Origin of the sequence: Pseudomonas sp. 008, from assembly GCF_016861935.1 — a bacterium.
Classification (GTDB): domain Bacteria; phylum Pseudomonadota; class Gammaproteobacteria; order Pseudomonadales; family Pseudomonadaceae; genus Aquipseudomonas.
Map to the genome: position 1 here is coordinate 336,390 of NZ_BOMA01000007.1, position 25,575 is coordinate 361,964.

Here is a 25,575-nt window from a genome sequence, read left to right on the forward strand (position 1 = left end):
GATCAAATTGCGGGGGAGTATAGCTGAGGGCGATGTTTCATTTATAAGACGCTGAGCATCGTTTCTCATCCCGCCAATAAAAAGCACGGATTCGGCAGAAACATCACATCCCGCATTGGAAATTTGTCGACCGTGACATCGGGCACTAGTCTGGATAAACCCATGACACAGCCCGGCCTCAGTCAGCCTCCCACAAAGCGCACTACGCTAATAACAAGCCACTCATGGCGAACTACCCCGTTCAACGCTGTCCCGACCCTAATTAAAGAAGAGGGAAACCCCATGTTCGAACACAAGACCGCACTGCTCAGTGCAATCGCCACGGCGCTTCTGGCCAGCGCCAGCCTGCAGGCCGCCGAACCGCTGAAAGCCGTCGGTGCCGGCGAAGGTCAGCTGGATATTGTTGCCTGGCCCGGCTATATCGAACGGGGCGAAAGCGACAAGGCCTACGACTGGGTCAGCGCTTTCGAGAAGGAAACCGGCTGCAAGGTCAACGTCAAGACGGCCGGCACGTCCGATGAAATGGTCAGCCTGATGGCCAAGGGCGGTTACGACCTGGTGACGGCGTCCGGCGATGCCTCCCTGCGCTTGATCGCCGGCAAGCGCGTCCAGCCGATCAACACCGCATTGATCCCCAACTGGAAGAATCTCGATCCGCGCCTGAAGGATGGGCCGTGGTACGTGGTCGACAAGCAAACCTATGGCACCCCGTACCAATGGGGGCCGAATGTGCTCATGTACAACACCAACGTGTTCAAACAGCCGCCGACCAGTTGGAGCGTGATACTCGAAGAGCAGAAACTGCCCGACGGCAAATCCAACAAAGGCCGCGTGCAGGCGTATGACGGCCCGATCTACATCGCGGACGCGGCGCTGTACCTGAAAACCGCCAAGCCGGAACTGGGCATCAAAGACCCTTACCTGCTCGACGAAAAACAGTACAAGGCCGTTCTCGACCTGCTGCGCGCCCAGCAAAAGTTGATTCACCGCTACTGGCACGACACCACCGTGCAGATGAGTGATTTCAAGAACGAAGGCGTGGTGGCCTCCAGTTCCTGGCCGTATCAGGTCAACGGCCTGATGAACGAGAAACAGCCAGTCGCCTCGACCATCCCCAAAGAAGGCGCCACCGGGTGGGCCGACACCACCATGATGCACGCCGAAGCCAAGCACCCGAACTGTGCCTATAAGTGGATGGACTGGTCGCTGACGCCGAAGGTCCAGGGCGATGTGTCCGCCTGGTTCGGCTCGCTGCCGGCGGTTCCGGCGGCGTGCAAGGCAAGCGAACTGTTGGGGGCCGAGGGGTGCAAGACCAACGGTTTCGACCAGTTTGACAAGATCGCCTTCTGGAAAACCCCGCAGGCTGAGGGTGGCAAGTACGTACCTTATAGCCGTTGGACCCAGGACTACATCGCAATTATGGGAGGCAGGTAATACACCGCCTCTTGTGGCGAGGGAACTTTGTGGCGAGGGGGCTTGCCCCCGTTGGGTGGCGAAGCCGCCCTGGAACCAGTCACCGCGGTCTAGCAGATAAACCGCGCTCTCCTTTTCAGGGCTGCTACGCAGCCCAATGGGGCGGTGCGGCGGTCCGACAAGCCCCCTCGCCACAGTGAGCATTCCAGCTAAAAAAGCACACCGATTCAGCTTTTTCAGAAGTCCAGGCAGGGGCCGCTGTGATGGGCCCCGCTTTTTGGGAGCACTGTATCCATGACGCTTGCAGTCCAGTTCACCAACGTATCCCGTCAGTTCGGTGAGGTGAAGGCCGTTGACCGGGTTTCCATCGACATCCAGGACGGCGAGTTCTTTTCCCTGCTGGGCCCTTCTGGCTCGGGTAAAACCACCTGCCTGCGCCTGATCGCCGGTTTCGAACAGCCGAGCACCGGCTCCATCCGCATCCATGGCTTGGAGGCCGCCGGGCTGCCGCCGTATCAGCGCGACGTGAATACCGTGTTCCAGGATTACGCGCTGTTCCCGCACATGAACGTACTCGACAACGTCGCCTACGGTTTGAAAGTCAAAGGCGTCGGCAAGACCGAACGCCACAAACGTGCCGAAGAAGCCCTCGACATGGTCGCCCTCAACGGCTACGGCGAGCGCAAACCGGTGCAGCTGTCGGGCGGCCAACGCCAGCGTGTGGCCCTGGCTCGCGCGTTGGTCAATCGCCCTCGCGTGTTGTTGCTCGACGAACCCTTGGGCGCCCTCGACCTGAAGCTGCGCGAGCAAATGCAAGGCGAACTGAAGAAGCTGCAACGTCAGCTCGGCATCACCTTTATCTTCGTCACCCACGACCAGACCGAAGCGTTGTCGATGTCCGACCGCGTGGCGGTGTTCAACAAGGGGCGTATCGAACAGGTCGACACGCCACGCCACCTCTATATGAAACCGACAACCACCTTCGTCGCCGAATTCGTCGGCACGTCCAATGTGATACGCGGTGATCTGGCCCGGCAGTTGAGCGGCAATCCTCAGCCGTTTTCGATCCGCCCGGAACACGTGCGTTTCGCCGAAGGGCCGCTGGCCAGCCATGAAATAGAAGTCAGCGGCCTGCTCCACGACATCCAGTACCAGGGCAGCGCCACCCGCTATGAACTGAAACTGGAAAACGGCCAGACCCTGAACATCAGCCAGGCCAACGTCCAGTGGCTGGACGTCAGTGCGCAACATCAGCCCGGGCAACGCGTCAGCGCTCGCTGGGCGCGCGAGGCGATGATTGCGCTGCACGACAATGTTGTAGGCGGGGTATGAGATGGACAGCGTGATCTCTCGCACCCCGGCCAACGGCTCGCCGCTGCGCCGGTTTTCCAACCTGCTGTACCGGCGGCCGAACCTGTATCTGTCGCTGCTGCTGGTGCCGCCGTTGCTGTGGTTTGGCGCCATCTACCTCGGCTCGCTGCTGACCCTGCTGTGGCAAGGCTTCTACACCTTCGATGACTTCACCATGACGGTCACCCCCGACCTGACCCTGGCGAACTTCGCAGCGCTGTTCCAGCCATCTAACTTCGACATCATCCTGCGCACCCTGAGCATGGCCATCGTCGTGTCGATCGCCAGTGCAATCGTGGCCTTCCCGATCGCCTACTACATGGCGCGCTACACCAGCGGCAACACCAAGGCGTTTTTCTACATCGCGGTGATGATGCCGATGTGGGCCAGTTACATCGTCAAGGCTTATGCCTGGACCTTGCTGCTGGCCAAGGGCGGCGTGGCCCAGTGGTTCGTTCAGTACCTGAACCTGGAGCCGGTGTTGCAGTTCGTACTCGGGATGCCGGGAGTGGGTGGCAGCACCCTGTCGACCTCGCACCTGGGGCGGTTCATGGTGTTTGTCTATATTTGGCTGCCGTTCATGATCCTGCCGATCCAGGCGTCACTGGAACGCCTGCCGCCGTCCTTGCTGCAAGCTTCGGCGGACCTGGGCGCCAAGCCGCGTCAGACCTTCATGCAAGTGATTCTGCCGCTGTCGATTCCGGGGATCGCGGCCGGTTCGATTTTCACGTTTTCACTGACGCTGGGCGATTTCATCGTGCCGCAACTGGTGGGCCCGCCGGGCTACTTCGTCGGCAGCATGGTCTACGCCCAGCAAGGGGCGATCGGCAACATGCCGATGGCGGCGGCCTTCACGCTGGTGCCGATCGTGCTGATCGCCATTTACCTGTCCATCGTCAAACGCCTGGGGGCCTTCGATGCGCTCTGACGCTTCTTCTCAAGACCGGGCGTCCCTGGGCCTGCGCATCGCCGCCTGGGGCGGGTTGCTGTTCTTGCACTTCCCGATCCTGATCATCTTCCTCTATGCCTTCAACACCGAAGACGCGGCGTTCAGCTTTCCGCCCAAGGGCTTCACCCTGAAGTGGATCGCCGTGGCGTTCTCGCGGCCCGACGTACTGGAGGCGATCAAGCTGTCGCTGCAGATCGCCGCCATCGCCACGCTGATTGCGTTGATCCTCGGCACCCTCGCCTCGGCGGCGTTGTACCGGCGGGACTTCTTCGGCAAGCAAGGCATCTCGCTGATGCTGATCCTGCCGATCGCATTGCCGGGGATCATCACCGGGATCGCGCTGCTGGCGACCTTCAAGACGCTGGGGATCGAGCCGGGGGTATTCACCATCGTGATCGGTCACGCGACCTTCTGCGTAGTGATCGTCTACAACAACGTCATCGCCCGATTGCGCCGCACGTCCTACAGTTTGATCGAAGCCTCGATGGACCTCGGCGCCGACGGCTGGCAGACCTTCCGCTACATCGTCCTGCCGAACCTCGGCTCGGCGTTGCTGGCTGGCGGCATGCTGGCGTTTGCCCTGTCGTTCGACGAAATCATCGTCACCACCTTCACCGCCGGCCACGAACGCACCTTGCCGCTGTGGCTGCTCAACCAGCTCAGCCGCCCACGGGACGTGCCGGTGACCAACGTCGTGGCGATGCTGGTCATGATGGTGACCATGTTGCCGATTCTCGGCGCGTATTACCTGACCCGTGGTGGGGAGAGTGTCGCCGGTAGCGGCGGAAAATAACTGACCACTGGAAACCGGATCCTGTGGGAGCAGGGGCCAGTTCCCACAAAAAGAAAACAACAGCTTCGGAGGATAAAGCCATGCAAACCAAACTCTTGATCAATGGCCAACTGGTCGCTGGGGACGGCCCCGCCCAAGCCGTGTTCAACCCGGCCCTCGGTCGTGTACTGGTGGAAATCAACGAAGCCAGCGAAGCCCAGGTCGACGCCGCCGTGCGCGCCGCCGATAGCGCCTTTGAAGGCTGGTCGCAAACCACACCGAAAGAACGCTCGCTGTTGCTGCTCAAACTCGCCGACATCATCGAAGCCCATGGCGAAGAGCTGGCCAAACTGGAGTCGGACAACTGCGGCAAACCCTACAGCGCCGCGCTGAACGACGAGATCCCGGCGATTGCCGACGTGTTCCGATTCTTCGCCGGGGCCAGCCGTTGCATGGGTGGCGCGCTGGGGGGTGAATACTTGCACGGCCACACCTCGATGATCCGCCGCGACCCAGTGGGCGTGATTGCCTCCATCGCGCCATGGAACTACCCGCTGATGATGCTCGCCTGGAAAGTCGCCCCGGCCCTGGCCGCCGGTAATACCGTGGTGCTCAAGCCGTCGGAACAAACCCCGCTGACCGCCCTGCGCCTGGCAGAACTGGCGTCGGAGATTTTCCCGGCGGGTGTGCTTAACCTGGTGTTCGGTCGTGGTCCTACCGTTGGCACCCCACTGGTCACCCACCCGAAAGTGCGCATGGTGTCGCTGACCGGTTCCATCGCTACCGGCTCGAATATCATTTCCAGCACCGCCGGCAGCGTCAAACGCATGCACATGGAACTGGGCGGCAAGGCGCCGGTGATCATCTTCGACGATGCCGACATCGACGCCGCCGTGGAAGGTATTCGCACCTTCGGTTTCTACAACGCCGGCCAGGACTGCACTGCCGCTTGCCGCATCTACGCTCAGGCAGGCATCTACGACACCTTCGTCGAGAAGCTCGGCGCCGCGGTCAGCAGCCTCAAGTACGGCTTGCAGGATGATCCATCGACGGAGCTTGGCCCATTGATCAGCGCGCAACATCGTGACCGCGTGACCGGGTTTGTCGAGCGGGCCATGGCGCAACCGCACATTCGCTTGATCACCGGCGGCAAGCCAGTGGAGGGCAATGGCTTCTTCTTTGAACCGACGGTGCTGGCCGACGCACAACAGGACGACGAGATCGTGCGCCGCGAAGTATTCGGGCCGGTGGTATCGGTGACCCGATTCACCGATGAAGCGCAGGCCCTGGCCTGGGCCAACGACTCGGAGTACGGCCTGGCATCGTCAGTCTGGACCGCAGATGTCGGCCGCGCCCATCGCCTGTCTGCACGCCTGCAGTACGGCTGCACCTGGGTGAACACCCACTTCATGCTGGTCAGCGAAATGCCGCACGGTGGTCAGAAACTGTCCGGTTATGGCAAGGACATGTCCATGTATGGGTTGGAGGATTACACGGTTGTGCGGCATGTGATGTTCAAGCATTGAAAGCTTCACGGGCAAGCCTCGCTCCTACAAGGACACGGTAAGGGCACGGTGTAATATATATCGGAGCGAGTCTTGCCATTGCGAACTCGGATGCGGCGTGGAGCGTTTAAGAGCATCAACCCTCGACAGGCAACGGTAGGGAGTTGCTTTGATTTCGAGTTATAACAAATATTAGTAATTACTATAAATTTTGTTCCATTCGATACCTCGTTTGCTCCAGTGCTCCTGAATAGACTGGGTGAAATCTGGGCGGACGAGTTTTGCTCGTTGTACAAGCCAATCATCATTTTCTTTACGAAGAATCACTCCTTCCATATTACCGACCCGATAGACACTGGATTTCCCTGAAACGATTTTCTTTAACTCTTCAAGATTGAATTTACCTTGCGAAACGCGGGGAACTGCAGACAAACCAATTTCGGAAAGAAGAGCATCTCTTCGGCTAGCAGACAAGAACATTTTTTTGTGCTTGTCGTAAACATCAAATCCAAGAAAATAATCTGGCAGACTGGTATATTCTAATGAGTGACGAGCAGCGCACCACTCACCAAAAAGTATCATCGATTCATCTAAGGCATCGAAAATAGAGTTTTCATGAAGCATTTGCCACGACTTCAATTTTTCAAACTGCCCAGTAAATGGTGAAGACAAATAACTCCCTCTATTTTGAAATCGTATCCCTCCGTCAGGCCCGATAGAGACCCCTAAATTGGCACCATCCAATTTCTCCTCTACCAAAATCGGCATCGAAAGAAATTTCTCAACCTCTTCTTTAACTAATACTTTGTCATCTCGGGGACTGCCCTCTCCTAGCCATGCAAGATGCGGAGTATGAGGAAATCGATAAAAATCACTCATGAACTTTTGGCTGCGGTTTATGAGGGAATTTTTTTTCGTAGAAACGTAGCACATCAGTCCGACAGATAAAACTGACTTGAATTCCAGCCTGCTCTAAGTCTCCATACCAGTCTAACCATTTGCAGTCAGCTGCTTGTAAAATCGGAGGCTTTTTTGGGTGTGCGTTTGCGACAGCAGCAAATTTACGGTCTGGCGCATCAAAAACATCCTCCAAGGCAGGCACAGGGAATTCACAATACTTATTATCCTCATACTCAGTTAGAGCAACTTGATGACAGTGCTTGATGTTTGCATTATTTTGCAGAAGCCACTTCAAAAAAACATCTCCTGGCCCCTTACCTTTTTTGCTGTTTGTTTTATTTTGGTATTCACTGAGAATTCGATAGCAGTCATCAATAACTACTATTCCGCCGATCTTTAATTCATGCAGCTCAGAAATACAACTGGCCACACACTCATCGGAGAGGTCAGCATGGGCTCTATTTGCGGCAAGGATTACGTTAGTATCCACGATGCAGAGCTTCATTTGCGCGAATCCGAGCGCTTGCGTTCAATGGCTGCGAGCGTACGAGCTGTAAGATCCGCCATCTCGTCTCCAAAAAAATCCTCTGGCCAATTTTCAATTTCGCCATATATATTCAGAGTAAGCGGCTCTAGTTCAGCCTCGCCATCAACACTATTCCTCTTACAGAAGTAAATAGCCACTTCCTTTGGATCAAGTACTCCCTCCGCAATCCTGCGCTGCAATCGATTTAGAAAGTGCTCGGAATGGCTTTCTATAATCAGCTGAATATTGCGATCCTTACCGTTTTCTTTTGATTGCACTGAGGAGATAAAAACATCGGCGAGTTCTGCTTGCACCTGAGGGTGAAGATGTATTTCTGGTTGTTCCATCCAGACTGTAGAGTTAGGCGGACAATAAAAAGCTTGCACGAGCGCTGGTAACATCTGAGAAACACCGAACCCGACATCAGTAATCTTTACTTCGCTTGAATTAGCATGCGTCTTAACTAAAACCTCATACTCCTTACGCCCTGCTGCGACGGGCTTTACCTCAAAACTTTCAATCACTCCTAGCTGTTTTAGCCACTGCGCTATAAAAGTCTCGAAGGGATACTGTCGCTTTTTTGGTCCACGGTTTAATGTTCTGGCTTGGGCTGTTGCCGCCAAAACCGAAGCAATTGTAAACTCACCTTTTTGACCAACACTTTCTGGAGTGTCGCCAGACCATTGGTATATACGTTTAGGGTGATCTCTCAGCGGCCCTAAATAGTACAGTCGTCCCAGCGCTGCTTCAGTTTCGAGCGCGAAGTCTGCTAAAAAGTCTGAATTTTGAAAGCGGGCTCTGCTTTGATCGGAAATACGATAAAATTTATCCGGATCTTCGAGCGGCCAGACACGCCCACTACTTCTTAGAAGTTTATAGTTATCAGAGGTCGTTAGATTTAATTTATCCCCATCTCGTTTGAATTGGGCGGACAAACTAGGGACCCCTTGATTGGATAGCTGATAAGTTAGCTCTTCAATATGAGGCTGCTCACTTCTCCGCTGAGCTCGCATGGATGTACTCAGCGTTAACTCATTGCCAAAATATCGCGTTGTTGAAACTGGATCCTTGACTTCTAATCTATAAGGCACGCTCCAACTCAGATCAAAGGCCAGCGCTCGATCCAACTGGTGCTGATAGAGACACTCTTTAAACGTCCCTAAATCGATTAAAGAATTGTCATCCCCTAAATGCAATGCCCTTTTTCGGTCCGCAGATAGTGCTGTTTGCTTTAGAGCCAACAGCAAGTGGCCTAAGCTACTTTTACCGGCACTATTGGCTCCAAAAATCACTGTCAGAGGAGCTAATCGTATCTCTCCTGTATCTCGCCAAGCTTTAAAGTTTTGTATACGCAAAGACGTCAGCATGATTCATCCCTTGAGCGCGGATCCCAACGGGGCCTATTTAAGGCGAAAATTCTGCTTCCAGACCTAGGATTTAGGTCAGGCAGCATTTCACATAGCTTACATCATGAGAGCTTTAGCGGTGTTAGCTCGAACGACGTAGAAATTTCTCTCAAAGGCCTATTCAACGATTAGAAAACCCGAGACCAAGGTAGCACTGCCGCCCCAGTTTGCGGGTCAGAAATCGACTTTCAAGTAAATCCGTGTAAACACAAAGCTGAAGTCAACGTGAGCCTTCCGGATAAGCTCTGATTTCCCCGATGCGTTCAGCCCGTCAATCTCAGCCACCTTAGGTAAATTCAGCCTATTCTCCAGTTATGGCAGCTTAAATACGTTATGTTTTTTCTCAGCCGCGGCGTCGCAGCCATAGACAGAATTTGCTTCTCAAGGAAGGAGCGATATTGGAAGCCGAAAATTCGATCAACATGTAACGGACCTGCTGTACATTCCTGAAAGCGCGAAAAATATAGGAAAACCCATCCATTCGGAGCCGCTTCTCCGTACCTCATGCAAAAACAGGCAATTCCTACAGATCAAGCCTTCCGACAAAGACACCGATTCCTACAACAAGCGGCGCCAGAGTAGACTTGGCGCCACGAGCGCCTTGCAGATAGGCTTCACCCCGTCGCTGCAGTATCAGCGACCCGGGGTCGAAGCCGGTACATCATCAACATGGCGCATCCGCGCTCCCATATAAGCTGAGGCATTTTTTGCCTATCAATCACGCTTTATGGTGGGCCGTGTGGCGCGGGCCTCTTGGCTTCCATGTTGATCGAGAACCCGACTTCGAACGCCGCACGGTCCGCCACCCAAATCTGTCGAAGGATTAGTGGCGGCTCCCTTTTCAACATGGAGTCGAAAAAATGCTTAGGCACATCCCAAACTCATCTGAAGTCTTCGTAACAAAATACTGTCCCGCTAACACAGGAGGCAGGCCATGACCCATCCTCATTTCATCCCTACCGTCTTCACCCGCCACAACCGCTTCCTCCATGCCATCATGCAAGCCAACCAAGCCTGGTTCTGCGTTCAGGATTTAGGTCGCTTGATGGGTCGACCGCTGGACCAACGACTCACCCTGAAGCTCGACCCTGATCAACGCCAATATGTCTGGTTGCTGAAGAATGGCAAAACGGTCGAATCACTGATGGTCAGTGAATCAGGGATGTACGCCCTGCTCGTTCACCATTTCGTCCCGGAAAATCGAAACCTGCGTCAATGGCTGAGCAATGAGGTCATGCCAATGCTGCGTGATTCGAATGCGGCGTCGTTGGAGAACATTCCAAGTCTGAGTTCGTTGCAGTGGGCCGGAATCTCGGTGCCGCTGCTGCGTTGGCAGCATCAGTCCTGGATCAAATGGCGCGACATGCCTGATCTGATGCAAGCACAACGACCATTCACGATTGGTAGCCGATGATCTGATGCACAAAGGGACGGACTTTTGAGTCCGTCCCTTTGGTTTTCCAGCATTACTCCCCACCTTCAAAACCGCGAAACACTCCTCATCGCATCCACCAGATAGCGCATCGCAATCCGGTCACTCTCCGACAGCTCGCGATAGCGCTCCACCAACTTCAACTCCTCCGAACTGAGCCGACGCCTTCGCCGCCCGGTGGCCAGGCAGGGAAAGAGTCCTAACATTTCAGTGATGCCTTGTACTTTCGACATGGACGATGTCCTTCTAAACGTCAGAGAAAACTGCAAAACCGCATCGCCCTATCACTTTCAGCGGTCGTCTTGTGTGCACTGAACCCACCGGCCTGAAGGGCCGAAACCGGTCATGTCCATAGAATAGAAATTAAATCGGCACTGAGAAGTGGTTTTTAGAGTAATTAGTCGAAAAAAGCAGATATGCCCTATAAATCAGAAAGCGCTGTGAGAAACGTTACCTGACATGTCTTGTTTCATTGCCACTCTGTCGCGGTGCTATCAATCATTTTTGCTCTGCAACTGAACGGTTTAAGCTTATTGGCATCTGCTCTAAAGTCCGTTGCGTTTGGCCGAAGGCATGTCCGAACCGTTATTTCTGATCCAGCACGTGCCAGGAACGGCGCGGGATTGTTCACGACAGGTTGTACTTATGCACCGTAGGAATTTGCTCAAAGCGTCCATGGCCATCGCGGCTTACACCGGTCTCTCGGCCACCGGCCTGCTGGCCGCAAACGCCTGGGCCGGCAGTGGCACTGCCGATGGCGACGCCCAGGCGTTCGACTTCGAAGCGCTGAAGAGCCAAGCCAAACAGCTCGCCGGCAAGCCGTATCAGGACACCAAACAGGTGCTGCCGCCGACGCTGGCAACCATGACGCCGCAGAACTTCAACGCGATCCGCTACGACGGCAATCACTCACTGTGGAAGGATCTGAAAGGTCAGCTGGACGTGCAGTTCTTCCACGTCGGCATGGGTTTCAAGCAGCCGGTGCGCATGTACAGCGTCGACCCCAAGACTCGACTGGCGCGCGAGGTGCATTTCCGCCCGTCGCTGTTCAATTATGAAAAAACCACCGTCGATACCCAGCAGCTCAAGGGCGACCTGGGCTTTTCCGGGTTCAAGCTGTTCAAGGCCCCGGAGCTGGATCAGCACGACGTCTTGTCGTTCCTCGGCGCCAGCTATTTCCGTGCGGTAGACGCCACCGGCCAGTACGGTTTGTCGGCCCGCGGCCTGGCAATCGACACCTACGCCAAGAAGCGTGAAGAGTTCCCGGACTTCACCAAGTTCTGGTTCGAGACACCGGGCAAGGACAGCACCCGTTTCGTGGTGTACGCCCTGCTCGATTCGCCGAGCGCCACCGGGGCCTACCGTTTTGACATCGATTGCCAGGCCGAGCGCGTGGTGATGGAAGTCGACGCCCACGTCAATGCCCGCACCGCCATCGAGCAACTGGGTATCGCACCGATGACCAGCATGTTCAGCTGCGGCACCCACGAGCGCCGTATGTGCGACACCATTCACCCGCAAATCCACGACTCCGATCGCCTGGCCATGTGGCGCGGCAACGGCGAGTGGATCTGCCGCCCGCTGAACAACCCGGCCACCCTGCAATTCAACGCCTTCGCCGACACCGACCCGAAAGGCTTTGGTCTGGTGCAGACCGACCATGAATTCGACAGTTATCAGGACACCGTCGACTGGTACAGCAAGCGCCCGAGCCTGTGGGTAGAACCGACAACCGCGTGGGGCGAAGGCTCTATCGATTTGCTAGAAATTCCTACGACCGGCGAAACCCTGGACAACATCGTCGCGTTCTGGACGCCGAAGAAACCGGTCGCCGCCGGTGATTCCCTGAACTACGGCTACAAGCTCTACTGGAGCGCCCTGCCACCGACGGGTACGCCGCTGGCACGGGTAAACGCGACCCGTTCGGGCATGGGCGGCTTTGTCGAAGGCTGGGCACCGGGTGAGCATTATCCCGAAGTCTGGGCACGCCGCTTTGCCGTGGACTTCACCGGCGGCGGGCTGGACCGCTTGCCCGAAGGTGCGGGGATCGAACCGGTGGTGACCTGCTCGAACGGTCAGGTGAAGGATTTCAACGTGCTGGTGCTCGATGACATCAAGGGCTACCGAATCACCTTTGACTGGTACCCGACCAATGACAGCGTGGCGCCGGTGGAGCTGCGGTTGTTCATTCGCACCAATGACCGCACGTTGAGTGAAACCTGGTTGTACCAGTATTTCCCGCCGGCGCCTGATAAGCGCAAGTACACCTGATATAGGCTGCGATCTTTTGGCGTTAAAAAGCCCCGGTCAACCCGACCGGGGCTTTTTGGTTTTACAGCGGCTTTCAGTCACGCAAATCCGATTCATGAATCGGCTGGTCACGATGGGTGGCCCGTTGGTATTGCGCCGGCCAGACAGCCTTGTGCCCACCCAGATCGTCATCGGCATGCAGCGGCCAATACGGATCACGCAACAACTCCCGGGCGAGGAAGATAATGTCGGCCTGACAGGTACGCAGAATATGCTCGGCCTGGGCTGGCTCGGTGATCATGCCTACCGTGCCGGTGGCAATGCCCGACTCTTTACGTACCCGCTCAGCAAATCGGGTCTGATAACCGGGCCCTGTAGGAATTTCGGCATTTACCGCCGTACCGCCCGACGAAACGTCGATCAGGTCCACCCCCAGGTCTTTCAAGCGTCGCGCCAGCTCCACGGTTTCGTCGGGGTTCCAACCGTCTTCCACCCAGTCCGTGGCCGATACTCGCACAAACACCGGTAACTCTTCAGGCCAGACGGCCCGCACCGCTTCGGTGACTTGCAGCACCAGCCGAATACGATTCTCGAATGAGCCACCGTACTGATCGCGCCGTTGATTGCTCAAGGGCGAAAGAAATTGATGTAGCAGATACCCATGGGCGGCGTGCACTTCGACCACTTTGAAACCGGCGATCAACGCCCGTTTGGCCGAATCGACGAAAGCCTGGACGACCTCGGCGATCTCACTTTCATTAAGCTGCTTGGGTGGTGTGTGCTGGGGGTCGAAAGCGATCGGCGAAGGGCCGACCGGGATCCAGCCGCCATCTTCCGGCTTGACGCTGCCATGCTTGCCCAGCCACGGCCGATGCGTGCTGGCCTTGCGCCCGGCGTGGGCCAGCTGGATGCCGGCAACGGCGCCCTGAGCGGCAATGAAGCGCGTAATACGTTGCAAGGGTTCGATCTGTTGATCATTCCAGAGACCAAGGTCCTGGGCGGTGATTCGCCCGTCGGCGGTGACCGCCGTGGCTTCGGTAAACACCAGACCGGCGCCGCCGATCGCGCGGCTGCCGAGATGGACCAGATGCCAGTCATTAGCCAGCCCATCGACGCTGGAGTACTGGCACATCGGTGACACCGCGATGCGGTTAAGCAGGGTCAATTGACGAAGGGTATAGGGTTCAAGCAGCAGACTCATGGGGCACCTCTCAAATCAGTGGGCAGGCTCCAGGGTTCTGTTTGAATAGTCGACGAGTGACAGGAAAAAGGTGCAGCACCCGCCCCCGCGGGCAAAAAATTCGACAAGACGTCACAAGGATAATCAAGCAGTGCTTAGAGCCTAGTCGACATCGCGGGATCAGGGAGGGTTCAGAGAGATTCGGTGTGAGGGAAATCGCTTTCGCGGGCCAGCCCCTTCCCACAGGTTTTGCATAAATCTTGTGGGAAGGGGCTGGCCCGCGAAGGGATTAACGCGGTTCGATGTGGGCAATCATCAACTGCACAGTCTCGTTCCCACGAAACTCGTTGAGGTCGAGCTTGTAGGCCAATTCGACCCACTTGATAGTCGGATTCGGCCAGATATCCCGGTCGATACCAAAGGCGATGCCATCCAGCTTCACCGAGCCGCATTCACTCTTCAGCACCACTTTGAGGTGCCGCTCGCCAACCACACGCTGCTCGACCAACTGGAACACCCCGTGAAACAGCGGCTCCGGAAAGTGTTGCCCCCAAGGTCCGGCGTGGCGCAGGGCGCGAGCCAGTTCCAGGTGAAACTCCTCGACCGCCAGGGTGCCGTCCGACAGCAGTCGCCCGGTCAGGTCTTCTTCGCGCATTTGCCTGCGCACTTCGGCGTCGAAGGCTTCGGCGAACAACGGAAAATTCGCTTCCGGCAAGGTCAGGCCGGCCGCCATGGCGTGGCCGCCGTATTTGCTGATCAGGTTCGGATGTTGCGCCGCGACCACGCTCAATGCATCGCGAATGTGAAAGCCTTGAACCGAACGCCCCGAGCCCTTGAGCAGGCCATCGCCAGCATCGGCAAAGGCAATGGTCGGACGGAAATAGCGCTCTTTCATACGCGAGGCGAGGATACCGATCACCCCCTGGTGCCACTCGGGATCGAACAGGCACAGGCCGAACGGCATCGATTCCACCGGCAGATCCTTGAGTTGGGCCAGCGCCTCGCGCTGCATGCCCTGCTCGATGGATTTACGGTCCTGGTTCATGCCATCCAGCTGAGCCGCCATTTCACGGGCGGCGCCCGCGTCTTCGGTGAGCAGGCACTCGATGCCCAGGCTCATGTCATCCAGCCGCCCTGCCGCGTTCAGACGCGGGCCGAGGATAAAGCCCAGGTCAGTGGAGGTGATGCGCGAATGATCACGCTTGGCCACTTCAAGGATCGCCTTGATCCCCGGCCGCGCGCGCCCGGCGCGAATTCGCTCCAGGCCCTGATGCACCAGAATCCGGTTGTTGGCATCCAGCGGCACCACGTCGGCGACGCTGCCCAGCGCCACCAGGTCGAGCAATTCACCGATGTTCGGCTGCGGCTTGCTCTCGTACCAGCCCAGGCTGCGCAAACGCGCACGCAGGGCCATCAGTACATAGAAAATCACCCCGACACCGGCCAGGGCTTTGCTCGGGAACTCGCAACCCGGCTGGTTCGGATTGACGATGGCGTCGGCCAACGGCAGTTCGTCGCCGGGCAAGTGGTGATCGGTGACCAGCACCTTGAGCCCGGCCTTTTTCGCCGCCGCCACGCCTTCGACGCTGGAAATGCCGTTGTCCACGGTGATCAGTAACTGCGGCTCGCGGGTCAGCGCCACTTCGACGATTTCCGGGGTCAGGCCGTAGCCGTACTCGAAGCGGTTGGGCACCAGATAGTCGACATGCGCCGCGCCCAGCAGGCGTAACCCCAACATGCCCACGGTACTGGCCGTCGCGCCATCGGCATCGAAGTCGCCAACGATCAGAATCCGCTGACGCTGCTCCAGCGCCGTCACCAACAAATCCACCGCCGCCTCGATGCCCTTGAGCTGCTGGAACGGAATCAGCCGCGCCAGGCTCTTGTCCAGTTCAGCCTCGGACTGCACGCCCCGCGCCGCGTAAAGGCGGGTCAGCAGCGGTGGAATATCACCGAGGAATGGCAGGGTGTCGGGCAACAGGCGAGGTTCGATGCGCATGGGGTGACAGGTGCTTCTCTTGAATACGTAGGATAAAACCGGGTGACGCGGCCAAGCGGCGAATAATCAGCCGCGTTCGCCGGCCAGCCATTGCAACTGGACTTCGTGCTGACCACGGTCGTCGGTGACGAAAATCGTTCCTTCGCTGATCATCACGTCCCACTTGATAACGCGCGGCATGTCCTTGGCCAGGGTTTCCAGCACTTCCTGGGGCACGGCGGCGATGTTGACGTTTTTCAGGGTCTTGATCGCCGGGATCACTTTGCCTTCCCACACACGCAGGCTGCCGTAGGCCAGCAGGCTGGTGCGTTCGGTACGGCGCGAGCACCAGGTCAGGCGGTCGGCGTCTGGCTGGCCGACTTCGATCCAGTGCAGGACACGGTCGTCCAGGCTCTTTTCCCACAGCGCCGGCTCATCCACGTCTGACAGACCGCGGCCAAAAGACAGCTGCTCGTTGTACCAGAAGGCGTAGGCCAGCAGCCGCACGGTCATGCGCTCTTCGGTTTCCGAAGGGTGACGGGCGATGGTCTGCTTCACGTTCTCGTAGACGCTGCGGTCGAGGTCGGTGAGGTTCAGTTCAAACTTGTAGGTCGTGGACGGCTGGGCCATGAACGGGCTTCTTGATACGGGGAAAGGCGGCAAGTCTAACCGATGCAAGAGGGCAATCAACGAATTGAAGGCGAATCAACTTTGGGCGATGGATGTCGGCCTATGATAAAACTCCGTATTCGCTCAGCCTTTGTCCTACAGGATTTCGCATGCCGTTCTCCAATAAACCGCTCTCGGGTCTGAAAGTCATCGAATTGGGTACGTTGATTGCCGGGCCGTTTGCCTCGCGTATTTGCGGCGAATTCGGCGCCGAAGTGATCAAGATCGAGTCACCGGACGGCGGTGATCCGTTGCGCAAATGGCGCAAGTTGTATGAAGGCACCTCGCTGTGGTGGTTCGTTCAGGCGCGCAACAAGAAATCCCTGACCCTGAACCTGAAACACCCCGATGGCTTGGCGATCCTGAAACAGCTGCTCAGTGAAGCGGACATCCTGATCGAGAATTTTCGCCCCGGCGTGCTGGAAAAGCTCGGCCTGAGCTGGGAAGTCCTGCACGCACTGAACCCGAAACTGGTGATGGTGCGGCTCTCGGGCTTTGGCCAGACCGGCCCCATGAAAGATCAGCCGGGCTTCGGTGCGGTCGGTGAGTCCATGGGCGGCCTGCGCTACATCACCGGGTTCGAGGACCGGCCGCCAGTGCGCACCGGGATTTCCATCGGCGACTCGATTGCCGCGCTCTGGGGCGTGATCGGCGCACTGATGGCCTTGCGTCATCGCGAGGTCAACGGTGGCTTGGGACAAGTGGTGGACGTGGCACTGTACGAAGCGATCTTCGCCATGATGGAAAGCATGGTCCCGGAGTTCGACGTGTTCGGCTTCATCCGCGAACGCACCGGCAACATCATGCCGGGCATCACACCCTCCTCCATCCACACCAGCGCCGATGGCAAACACGTGCAGATCGGCGCCAACGGCGATGCGATCTTCAAGCGATTCATGCTGATCATCGGCCGCGAGGACCTGGCCAACGACCCAGTGCTGGCCAGCAACGACGGGCGTGACAGCCGTCGCGACGAGATTTACGGGGTGATCGATCGCTGGGTCAACTCACTGCCGCTGGACGCGGTGATCGAGCAATTGAACCAGGCCGACGTTCCCGCCAGCCGGATCTTCAGCGCCGAAGACATGTTCAGCGATCCGCAATACCTGGCCCGGGAAATGTTCCTGCAAGCCAAGCTGCCTGACGGCAAGGACTTCAAGATGCCCGGCATCGTACCGAAGCTTTCCGAGACACCCGGCACCTCGGAATGGGTCGGGCCGCAGTTGGGTGAACACAATGCGCAAGTCCTCCACGATCTGGGCTACGACCCGGCACAGATCGCACGGCTGCGTGAAGACGGGGCCATATAAGCTGAATCGCCTGCTTTCATCCGTCCTCGGTTACGCCGGCATCGGGCGCCTGCTGGCGGCGCTCGGGCTGTTGTCGGGCCTGATATCCCCGGCCCTGGCGCAACCTAAGGAGCATTTGTTCTGGCTGTTGCGCGACCTGCCGCCACTGACAATCTTCGAAGGTCCGAAAAAAGGCCAGGGCGTTATCGACCAACTGATGCCCCTGCTGATCGCCGGTATGCCGCAGTACGAACACACCCTGATACGGGTCAATCGCGCCCGCGGCATGCAGATGCTTCACGAAGAATCCTTTACCTGCGACCCCTCGCTGGTCTGGAGCAAGGAGCGCGAACAATGGATCACGTATTCCATTCCGGCCTTCCGGGTGGTCAGCAATGGGCTGGTGATCCGACGTGAAGACCGGTCGGTGCTGGAGCCGTTTCTTTCCAACGGTGAAGTCGATCTGGCCGCATTGTTGGCCAGCGGTCAACAGAAAGTCGGTGTGATCGCCGAGCGCCGTTACGGTGAGTTCCTCGACACACTGCTGCAACAGGCGCCAGCCGGCGCGCTGACGCCCCACTATGGCAATGACGCCCTCGGCAGCCTGCTGCAGATGCAACGCTTGGGTCGTTTGCAGGTGGTATTGGGTTACTGGCCGGAAATCCGCTATCAGGCCCATCAGGAAAACCTGGCCGATGAGCAACTGGAGTTCTACCCGGTCAAAGGCACGGGCAACTACATGCCCGTGTACATCGGTTGCTCGAATACGCCTCAGGGTCGACAGGCGATCCGTGAAATCAACCGACTATTGCGCGCCCTGCCCCGCGAGCACCTGGGCCCGTTGTATGCCGACTGGCTCGACCCGCAAAGACGCAAGGATTACCTGAAAGAAACCAAGGCCTTTTTCGAGCATCAGGCCACGCAGTGACAAATCGCAGGCAAAAAGAAACCCCGAGAAGTGGGGAGACAACTCGGGGTTAAACGTGGCCTGTATTACAGACCCGTAGCAGCAAGCTACAAGCACCGGAGCACAATGCTTGATCCTGCCGTTACATGGTCTGACTGACCTTGGTGCAGGAAGGTTCCCACAAAAAACACTTCAATTTCGGCTGGCCAGGCGCTTGTCCTGAGCAGCATTGCGCAACGCCGCGATGACACAGGGCTCCAGGCGTCCTTCAGCGATCAGCACGTCGCGGTGCAAGCCGTCGACGACATCCGTCAGCAGACGTTTATCGGTTAACTGGGCCTGATTGAACAGCCGTTCGACCACGATAGCGCCGGTCGCACTCTTGAGCGTCACCAGGCATTCGCCATGGGCACCCGATGGGGTCAACGTGACTTGGTACGGGCTCAGAGCCTCGCCGAGCAATAGACTGATACTTTCCATCTCGATCACCACTCAATAGTCCGCAAACAAAGTGCCTGGGGCGTATCCACAGTAAATGACCCCAGACCCGAGAAGAAAGTTCTGGATTCCAACGGCAGGCGCACCGGCGCCTCTGGTGGATAAAGCATGCCCGGAAAAGATGACAGTAAAAAAACAGCCGCGTTTAAACCCTTTCACCCGAGACACATTCCTTGTAGCCGCTGCTACAGGCATTGCGCTTCACGCCTGCCTTGTCCGCTTGGCCAGATCGGTCCATCCGCCCAGCAGCCCTCGCAATTGACCGTCCGCACTATAAAACGGCACCGTCCACTGATAGATGTCCCTGACACCATCCTTGAACATCAACTGACGTTCGCTGAAGCGCGTCTTGCGCGTACCGAGTTGGGCCATGAACTCGGCGTGCAGTTGCTCGGCGGTTTCTTTGGGCAAGACATCGAGTTCGATCAGTCGACGCCCCTGTATCTGGTCGAAACGGGTCGACAACCCCTCTTCATAACTCTTGTTGCACATGATCAAGCGCCCTTCCAGGTCACGCACGAACATCGGATCGGGCATGGCGTCTATCAAGGCATGCTGGAAGGAGAGCTGGTCATTGAGGTCTTTTTCGGCGTCCCGACGTTGCTGGATCAACATCGCAAGTCGCCGGTTCCACAATAGGGATAGCAGCGCAAAAACACTGGCGACAAAAACGCCCCAACAACCCCATTCGGCTATTCGCTGCCAGGTCGAAGGCGTCTGTACAGGAACAATGCCATCGAGCCACTTCAAGCGAATGGCACGTAACTCGGCAGGTGGAAACGCTTCGAGCGCCTTGTTGAGGATGCTCAACAATTGCGGCTGCCCTTTGCGTACCGCCAGATGATCGGCCTCCCATTTACCCTCCACCGTATCGCCCACCTTGAGCTGCCCGGACGGATAGAGCTGCGCCCCGGTTTCGTTCTCGATGGTGGCATAGGCTTCGCCGCTTTCGACCAACGCCCTGGCCTCGGCGTAGGTTTTGACCGAATGCAACTCGATGGCCGGATAATCGCGACGAATGGCCGCCTCCAGCGCATGCCGTGCTGGCAGCACCAGTACTCTTTTCGACAGCTGCTGCATGGATTGCACCGCTGGCGCGCCCGCTCGCCCGACGAACACCCAGCCCGCACCACCGAACGCATGACTGAAATCCAGAAACTCCTTGCGCTCCTCACTCATTGCCAGTGTGGTGCTCATGTCTGCCGCGCCGTTTTCCAGGCGCTCCAGCAATTGATCGGTGGAAAACGTCTCTTCGTGGAGGAACTTCAGCCCTGTCATGGCGCTGATGCGGTTGAGCACATCGTTGTTCAAACCGCTCCAGTGTCCATGTTCATCCTTGAACAGGTACAACGGGTACTGCGCCGACGCGACGATGACCGTCGGATGTTGCGCAATCCATTGCAGCTCCTGAGCGTCTAGCCCGATCGCGGCCCCGACGACCGACTCACGGGGTCCATAAGTCGCCAATTGCGCCGCCAGGCCCCATTGAGCAACGCTCATGGCGCCGACCAGAAATATCCAGCACGCAGCTGGTTTAAACCCTCTAAAAAACAGCATTGCCACTTCCTTGGTGATCGTCTCGCCCGTCCTTCATGGGCGGCTCTTCATTTACGAAACCCGACAAGTGTGGCATGCAGAAATGAGAAAGCCCGTCAGGAGACGGGCTTCAAAATGTGACAGCTTTTACCGGTTACAGTGGCTTGCCGCGGTTGCCATGCTGACTGACAAAGGCCTGCACGGCTTTCAAGTCGTTCGGCAACACGGTGCAACGCTCATCTCGCTCAAACAAATCAGAAAGATGTGCAGGTAGTTCGAGCGCTTTTCCTACACCGGCTTTTTCCACCGCGTCCGGGAATTTGACCGGATGAGCCGTGCCCAGGATCACCATCGGGATATCCAGGCTGCGACGGCATTCGCGCGCGGCCTTCACGCCGATGGCGGTGTGCGGGTCCAGCAGCTCGCCGGTTTGCTCGAAGACTTCGGCAATGGTTTCGCAGGTTTGAGCGTCATCCACGGCCAGCGAATCGAACAGCTTGCGCGCCTCGGTCCAGCGTTCCTGTTCGACGCTGAAACCGCCGCCCTGCTTGAAGGTGTCCATCAAACCGGCAATCGCCGCGCCGTTGCGACCGTGCAGGTCGAACAGCAGGCGTTCGAAGTTCGACGAGACCATGATGTCCATGGACGGCGACAGCGTGGCGTGCAGGGTTTCCTTGACGTACTGATTGCCGCTCATGAAGCGGTGCAGGATGTCGTTGCGGTTGGTGGCGACGATCAACTGGTTGATCGGCAGGCCCATATTGCGCGCCAGGTAACCGGCGAAGATATCGCCGAAGTTGCCGGTTGGCACCGAGAACGATACCGAACGCGCCGGGCCGCCCAACTGCAGGGCCGCGTGGAAGTAGTAAACGATCTGGGCCATGATCCGCGCCCAGTTGATCGAGTTCACCGCTACCAGGCGTGTGCCCTTGAGGAAGCTCTGGTCGGCGAAGCTCGCCTTGACCATTTCCTGGCAGTCATCGAAGTTGCCTTCGATGGCGATGTTATGGATGTTCTCGCCGAAGATGGTGGTCATCTGGCGACGCTGCACTTCGGACACGCGGTTGTGTGGGTGCAGGATGAAGATGTCGACGTTTTCGCAATGCTTGCAGCCTTCGATGGCCGCCGAACCGGTGTCACCGGAGGTAGCGCCGACGATCACCACGCGCTCACCGCGCTTTTCCAGCACATAGTCGAGCAGGCGACCGAGCAGTTGCAGGGCGAAGTCCTTGAACGCCAGGGTCGGGCCGTGGAACAGCTCCAGCACCCATTCGTTGCTGTTCAGCTGACGCAACGGCGCCACGGCGCTGTGGGAAAACACGCCATAGGTTTCTTCAAGAATCTTTTTGAAATCGGCATCGGGGATGCTGCCGGTGACGAACGGGCGCATCACCCGGAAGGCCAGCTCGTGATACGGCAGGCCGGCCCAGGAAGCGATTTCTTCCTGAGTGAAACGTGGCAGGTTTTCCGGGACGTACAGACCGCCGTCGGTGGCTAGACCGGCCAGCAGGACGTCTTCGAAATTCAGGGCCGGTGCCTGGCCGCGGGTACTGATATAACGCATGACTGGCTCCAATAGACAGTGTTCGCAAACCCGGGCCCGCACGCGGGCCCGGTGAACGATAACGGCTTAGTTCAGGTGCTCGACGCGGATCCGTACAACCGGACCGACCACGCCCGCCAAGGCTTCCAGGGCAGCGATCGCATCGTTGATGTGCTGTTCCAGCACACGATGGGTCAGCAGGATCATCGGCACCAGGCCGTCGTGTTCCTCGACTTCCTTCTGCATGATCGACTCGATGTTGATGCCGCGCTCCGACAGGATGCTCGCCACCTGGGCCAACACGCCCGGATGGTCCTTGGCCTGAATGCGCAGGTAGTAAGCGCTTTCGCAGGCTTCGATCGGCAGGATCGGATGGGCCGACAGCGAATCCGGCTGGAAGGCCAGGTGCGGTACACGGTTTTCCGGGTCGGAGGTCATGGCGCGAACCACGTCCACCAGGTCGGCGATTACCGACGAAGCGGTCGGTTCCATGCCGGCGCCAGCACCGTAGAACAGGGTCGAACCGGCAGCATCACCGTTGACCATCACCGCGTTCATCACGCCGTTGACGTTGGCGATCAGGCGATCGGCCGGGATCAGCGTCGGGTGCACGCGCAACTCGATACCGGCCGCGGTGCTGCGCGCCACGCCCAGGTGCTTGATGCGATAGCCCAGCGCTTCGGCGTAGTTCACGTCAGCGGTGGTCAGCTTGGTGATGCCTTCGGTGTAGGCCTTGTCGAATTGCAACGGAATGCCGAACGCGATGGACGCCAGGATCGTCAGCTTGTGGGCGGCGTCGATGCCTTCGACGTCGAACGTCGGGTCGGCTTCGGCGTAACCCAGGGCCTGCGCTTCGGCCAGCACGTCTTCGAAGGTCCGGCCTTTTTCACGCATTTCGGTAAGGATGAAGTTACCGGTGCCGTTGATGATGCCGGCCACCCAGTTGATACGGTTGGCGGACAGGCCTTCACGGATCGCCTTGATCACCGGAATGCCGCCGGCCACGGCCGCTTCGAACGCAACGATCACGCCCTTCTCGCGAGCCTTGGCGAAAATTTCATTACCGTGAACGGCAATCAGTGCCTTGTTCGCGGTGACCACATGCTTGCCATTCTCGATGGCCTTGAGTACCAGCTCGCGGGCAACGGTATAGCCGCCCATCAGCTCTATGACGATGTCGATCTCAGGGTTCGTGGCCACTTCGAAGACATCGTTGGTAATCGCAATACCGGTCGTCTGGAACTGAGGCTTTGGCGTGCGCATGGCAATTTGTGCCACTTCGATTCCACGCCCGGCACGACGAGCAATTTCCTCGGCGTTGCGCTGAAGTACGTTGAAGGTACCGCCACCGACGGTCCCTAACCCACAGATGCCTACTTTGACCGGTTTCACTGTGAACTCCCCATAAAACGGCCGACTCGAGGCCGGCCGTGAAAACAGCCGCAGGTTCGCGGCTCTCTATTGATGGCCCGGCAAATGCTGCCGCCGGACCACGCTCGTCAAAGGCTGGCCGTGACGATGCGAATTTACTTCGCGCCCAGTGCCAGTTTGGCGACTTGTGGCGCAGGCTGGTAGCCCGGAATGACCTGACCGTCAGCCAAAACGATGGCCGGTGTACCGTTCACGCCAATCGACTGACCGAGGGCAAACTGCTTGGACACCGGGTTATCGCACTTGGCGGCCTTGATTTCCTTGCCATCGACCATTTTGTCCATGGCGGCTTTCTTGTCTTTCGAACACCACACGGCTTGCAGTTGCTCGTCACCCGGCGAGCCCAGGCCCTGGCGCGGGAACGCAACATAACGCACTTCGATGCCGCGTTTGTTCAGCTCAGGCACTTCGGCGTGCAGCTTGTGGCAATACGGGCAAGTGGTGTCGGTGAACACGGTGATGTGCGACTTGGTTTCGCCGATGGCCGGGTAGACCACGGTTTCAGCCACAGGAATGCCATTGATCAGTTTGGCAATGCCCAGGCGTTCGGTCTTCTCGGTCAGGTTGACCGGTTTACCGTCCTTGAGCTGGAACAGGTAGCCCTGAACCACGTATTGGCCGTCGGCGCTGGCGTAAAGCACGCGGCTGCCCTTGAGCTTGACTTCGTACAGACCTGGCAGCGGGCTGGCGGTGATGGTTTCGACCGGCACGTCGAGCTGGAGGTTTTCCAGGCTTTTACGAATGGCTTGGTCGGCCGCGTCATCGGCGACGGCAAAGGTGCTGACCAACGCAATGGCTGCAGCGGCGAAAATCTGGGTCAGACGCATGAGAACTCCTGAAGGCGGACAAATGGGACGATCAGAACGCCCGTGCCGAAACACCGGGTCATAACCGCCCATCGTGCAAACCGGCAAAGCCTACCACATAAGGCCCCTGTGGCGAGGGGGCTTGCCCCCGTTGGGTTGCGAAGCAGCCCCTCTTTGGCGATCCCTATCCGACATATGGACCGAGGCGTGAGGCTTGACGACTGCTGCGCAGCCGAACGGGGGCAAGCCCCCTCGCCACAGGGCTTGCGCTAGCCTCTGGGGTGATGCTTGGCATGCAGGTCCTGCAAGCGCGCCCGGGCGACGTGAGTATAGATCTGGGTGGTGGAGAGATCGCTGTGGCCGAGCAACATTTGTACCACCCGAAGGTCGGCACCGTGGTTGAGCAGGTGCGTGGCGAAGGCATGCCGCAGGGTATGCGGCGACAGCGACTTGCCGATCCCGGCGACCTTGGCCTGGTGCTTGATGCGATGCCAGAAGGTCTGGCGGGTCATCTGCTCACCGCGCTGGCTGGGGAACAGCACATCGCTGGGACGCCCGCCCAGCAACTCGCCACGGGCATCGCGCATGTAACGCTCGACCCAGACAATCGCCTCCTCACCCATCGGCACCAGCCGTTCCTTGCTGCCCTTGCCCATCACCCGCAGCACGCCTTGGCGCAGGTTGACCTGCTCCAGCGTCAGGCTGATCAGCTCCGTCACCCGCAAGCCACACGCGTAAAGCACCTCAAGCATGGCGCGATCACGCTGACCGATGGCCTCGCTCAGGTCCGGAGCGGCCAGCAAGGCTTCCACATCGGCTTCCGACAAGGATTTAGGCAATGGCCTACCCAGCTGCGGCATATCCACGCGCAGGGTCGGATCAACGGCAATCAGCTTTTCCCGCAGTAAATAGCGATAGAAACCACGCACACCAGAGAGGAATCGCGCCGTAGAACGGGGTTTGTAGTTTTGCTCCAGGCGCCAGGCAAGGTGATCGAGGATCAACTCGCGCCCGGCGTTGATCAGCTCCAGGCCCTTCTCCTGCAACCAGCCGTTGAACAAGGCCAGGTCGCTGCGATAGGCATCGCGGGTGTTATCGGAAAGGCCTTTCTCCAGCCACAGGGCGTCGAGGAACTGGTCTATCAGGGGATGATCGATGGCAGGCATGGGGGCTCAGGACTGGCGGGCAAAAGGCCGCAAAAATGAAGAGTCTTGCATAACACGCTGAAGGTGACA

22 protein-coding genes are annotated in these 25,575 nt (G+C 58.0%); 9 read left to right on the forward strand and 13 right to left on the reverse strand.

The window, feature by feature from the left end:
* Positions 1-282 precede the first annotated feature (282 nt).
* The 5 genes from ydcS to JUI81_RS17135 all read left to right on the forward strand — a co-directional run bounded on the left by ydcS (position 283) and on the right by JUI81_RS17135 (position 6,010).
* A complete protein-coding gene (gene ydcS, locus JUI81_RS17115; RefSeq protein ID WP_018926690.1) occupies positions 283-1,434 on the forward strand; it encodes a putative ABC transporter substrate-binding protein YdcS in 1,152 nt (383 codons plus the stop codon).
* Positions 1,435-1,707: 273 nt separating this feature from the next.
* Positions 1,708-2,745, forward strand: coding sequence for an ABC transporter ATP-binding protein (locus JUI81_RS17120; RefSeq protein WP_204124711.1), 1,038 nt, complete (start codon positions 1,708-1,710; stop codon positions 2,743-2,745).
* Between the two features lies 1 nt (position 2,746).
* Positions 2,747-3,691, forward strand: coding sequence for an ABC transporter permease (locus JUI81_RS17125; protein ID WP_019581622.1), 945 nt, complete (start codon positions 2,747-2,749; stop codon positions 3,689-3,691).
* Positions 3,681-4,505: an ABC transporter permease gene (locus JUI81_RS17130; protein WP_019581623.1), complete on the forward strand. Its 825-nt coding sequence runs from the start codon at positions 3,681-3,683 to the stop codon at positions 4,503-4,505. Before JUI81_RS17125 ends, JUI81_RS17130 begins: the two co-directional genes overlap by 11 nt.
* A gap of 80 nt (positions 4,506-4,585) precedes the next feature.
* Entirely contained in the window at positions 4,586-6,010 is a 1,425-nt protein-coding gene (locus JUI81_RS17135; protein WP_019581624.1) for a gamma-aminobutyraldehyde dehydrogenase, read from the forward strand.
* A gap of 171 nt (positions 6,011-6,181) precedes the next feature.
* Here JUI81_RS17135 and JUI81_RS17140 read toward each other — a convergent pair whose 3' ends face one another.
* Genes JUI81_RS17140 through JUI81_RS17150 form a run of 3 tightly spaced genes read right to left on the reverse strand, consistent with a single transcriptional unit; the run spans position 6,182 to position 8,782 of the window.
* On the reverse strand, positions 6,182-6,868 hold the full coding sequence (locus JUI81_RS17140; RefSeq protein WP_204124712.1) for an RNA ligase family protein: 687 nt from the start codon (positions 6,866-6,868) through the stop codon (positions 6,182-6,184).
* Positions 6,861-7,394 carry a hypothetical protein gene (locus tag JUI81_RS17145; RefSeq protein WP_204124713.1) on the reverse strand — a complete coding sequence of 178 codons (534 nt, stop codon included), beginning with the start codon at positions 7,392-7,394 and terminating at the stop codon, positions 6,861-6,863. The genes JUI81_RS17140 and JUI81_RS17145 overlap by 8 nt, the downstream gene beginning before the upstream one ends.
* Entirely contained in the window at positions 7,391-8,782 is a 1,392-nt protein-coding gene (locus tag JUI81_RS17150) for a DUF3696 domain-containing protein (protein WP_204124714.1), read from the reverse strand. Before JUI81_RS17150 ends, JUI81_RS17145 begins: the two co-directional genes overlap by 4 nt.
* Before the next feature lie 973 nt (positions 8,783-9,755).
* On the opposite strand from JUI81_RS17150, the gene JUI81_RS17155 reads away from it, so the two are divergent.
* Positions 9,756-10,235: a Bro-N domain-containing protein gene (locus JUI81_RS17155; RefSeq protein ID WP_204124715.1), complete on the forward strand. Its 480-nt coding sequence runs from the start codon at positions 9,756-9,758 to the stop codon at positions 10,233-10,235.
* A 65-nt stretch (positions 10,236-10,300) separates the two neighbouring features.
* On the opposite strand, the gene JUI81_RS17160 is transcribed toward JUI81_RS17155, so the two are convergent.
* Positions 10,301-10,486 carry a hypothetical protein gene (locus JUI81_RS17160; RefSeq protein WP_007940616.1) on the reverse strand — a complete coding sequence of 62 codons (186 nt, stop codon included), beginning with the start codon at positions 10,484-10,486 and terminating at the stop codon, positions 10,301-10,303.
* A 412-nt stretch (positions 10,487-10,898) separates the two neighbouring features.
* On the opposite strand from JUI81_RS17160, the gene JUI81_RS17165 reads away from it, so the two are divergent.
* Complete coding sequence (locus JUI81_RS17165) at positions 10,899-12,524, forward strand: glucan biosynthesis protein D (RefSeq protein WP_096481026.1); 1,626 nt, start codon at positions 10,899-10,901, stop codon at positions 12,522-12,524.
* Positions 12,525-12,597: 73 nt separating this feature from the next.
* On the opposite strand, the gene JUI81_RS17170 is transcribed toward JUI81_RS17165, so the two are convergent.
* From JUI81_RS17170 to JUI81_RS17180, 3 genes are all read right to left on the reverse strand, one after another.
* Positions 12,598-13,704: an NADH:flavin oxidoreductase/NADH oxidase gene (locus JUI81_RS17170; protein ID WP_019581626.1), complete on the reverse strand. Its 1,107-nt coding sequence runs from the start codon at positions 13,702-13,704 to the stop codon at positions 12,598-12,600.
* A 268-nt stretch (positions 13,705-13,972) separates the two neighbouring features.
* Positions 13,973-15,682 carry a single-stranded-DNA-specific exonuclease RecJ gene (gene recJ / locus JUI81_RS17175; RefSeq protein WP_028939499.1) on the reverse strand — a complete coding sequence of 570 codons (1,710 nt, stop codon included), beginning with the start codon at positions 15,680-15,682 and terminating at the stop codon, positions 13,973-13,975.
* Positions 15,683-15,748: 66 nt separating this feature from the next.
* Positions 15,749-16,291 (reverse strand): YaeQ family protein, encoded by a 543-nt coding sequence (locus JUI81_RS17180; protein ID WP_007940622.1) that lies wholly within the window; start codon positions 16,289-16,291, stop codon positions 15,749-15,751.
* Positions 16,292-16,440: 149 nt separating this feature from the next.
* Here JUI81_RS17180 and JUI81_RS17185 point away from each other — a divergent pair, with 149 nt between their 5' ends.
* Both JUI81_RS17185 and JUI81_RS17190 read left to right on the forward strand, forming a co-directional pair.
* Positions 16,441-17,640 (forward strand): CaiB/BaiF CoA-transferase family protein, encoded by a 1,200-nt coding sequence (locus JUI81_RS17185; protein WP_019651844.1) that lies wholly within the window; start codon positions 16,441-16,443, stop codon positions 17,638-17,640.
* A complete protein-coding gene (locus JUI81_RS17190) occupies positions 17,621-18,547 on the forward strand; it encodes a TIGR02285 family protein (protein ID WP_204124716.1) in 927 nt (308 codons plus the stop codon). The genes JUI81_RS17185 and JUI81_RS17190 overlap by 20 nt, the downstream gene beginning before the upstream one ends.
* Positions 18,548-18,718: 171 nt before the next feature.
* On the opposite strand, the gene JUI81_RS17195 is transcribed toward JUI81_RS17190, so the two are convergent.
* The 6 genes from JUI81_RS17195 to xerD all read right to left on the reverse strand — a co-directional run bounded on the left by JUI81_RS17195 (position 18,719) and on the right by xerD (position 25,506).
* Complete coding sequence (locus JUI81_RS17195) at positions 18,719-19,006, reverse strand: DUF3509 domain-containing protein (RefSeq protein ID WP_019581629.1); 288 nt, start codon at positions 19,004-19,006, stop codon at positions 18,719-18,721.
* A gap of 219 nt (positions 19,007-19,225) precedes the next feature.
* Positions 19,226-20,581, reverse strand: coding sequence for a transporter substrate-binding domain-containing protein (locus tag JUI81_RS17200; RefSeq protein WP_028939500.1), 1,356 nt, complete (start codon positions 20,579-20,581; stop codon positions 19,226-19,228).
* 133 nt (positions 20,582-20,714) lie between these two features.
* The gene (thrC, locus tag JUI81_RS17205; protein WP_019581631.1) at positions 20,715-22,124 is read right to left on the reverse strand and encodes a threonine synthase; all 1,410 of its coding nucleotides are present in this window, start codon (positions 22,122-22,124) and stop codon (positions 20,715-20,717) included.
* A 66-nt stretch (positions 22,125-22,190) separates the two neighbouring features.
* Positions 22,191-23,495 carry a homoserine dehydrogenase gene (locus JUI81_RS17210; protein ID WP_018926703.1) on the reverse strand — a complete coding sequence of 435 codons (1,305 nt, stop codon included), beginning with the start codon at positions 23,493-23,495 and terminating at the stop codon, positions 22,191-22,193.
* A gap of 134 nt (positions 23,496-23,629) precedes the next feature.
* Complete coding sequence (locus JUI81_RS17215; RefSeq protein WP_018926704.1) at positions 23,630-24,361, reverse strand: DsbC family protein; 732 nt, start codon at positions 24,359-24,361, stop codon at positions 23,630-23,632.
* Between the two features lie 248 nt (positions 24,362-24,609).
* Positions 24,610-25,506: a site-specific tyrosine recombinase XerD gene (gene xerD / locus JUI81_RS17220; protein ID WP_007934017.1), complete on the reverse strand. Its 897-nt coding sequence runs from the start codon at positions 25,504-25,506 to the stop codon at positions 24,610-24,612.
* Positions 25,507-25,575: the final 69 nt, after the last annotated feature.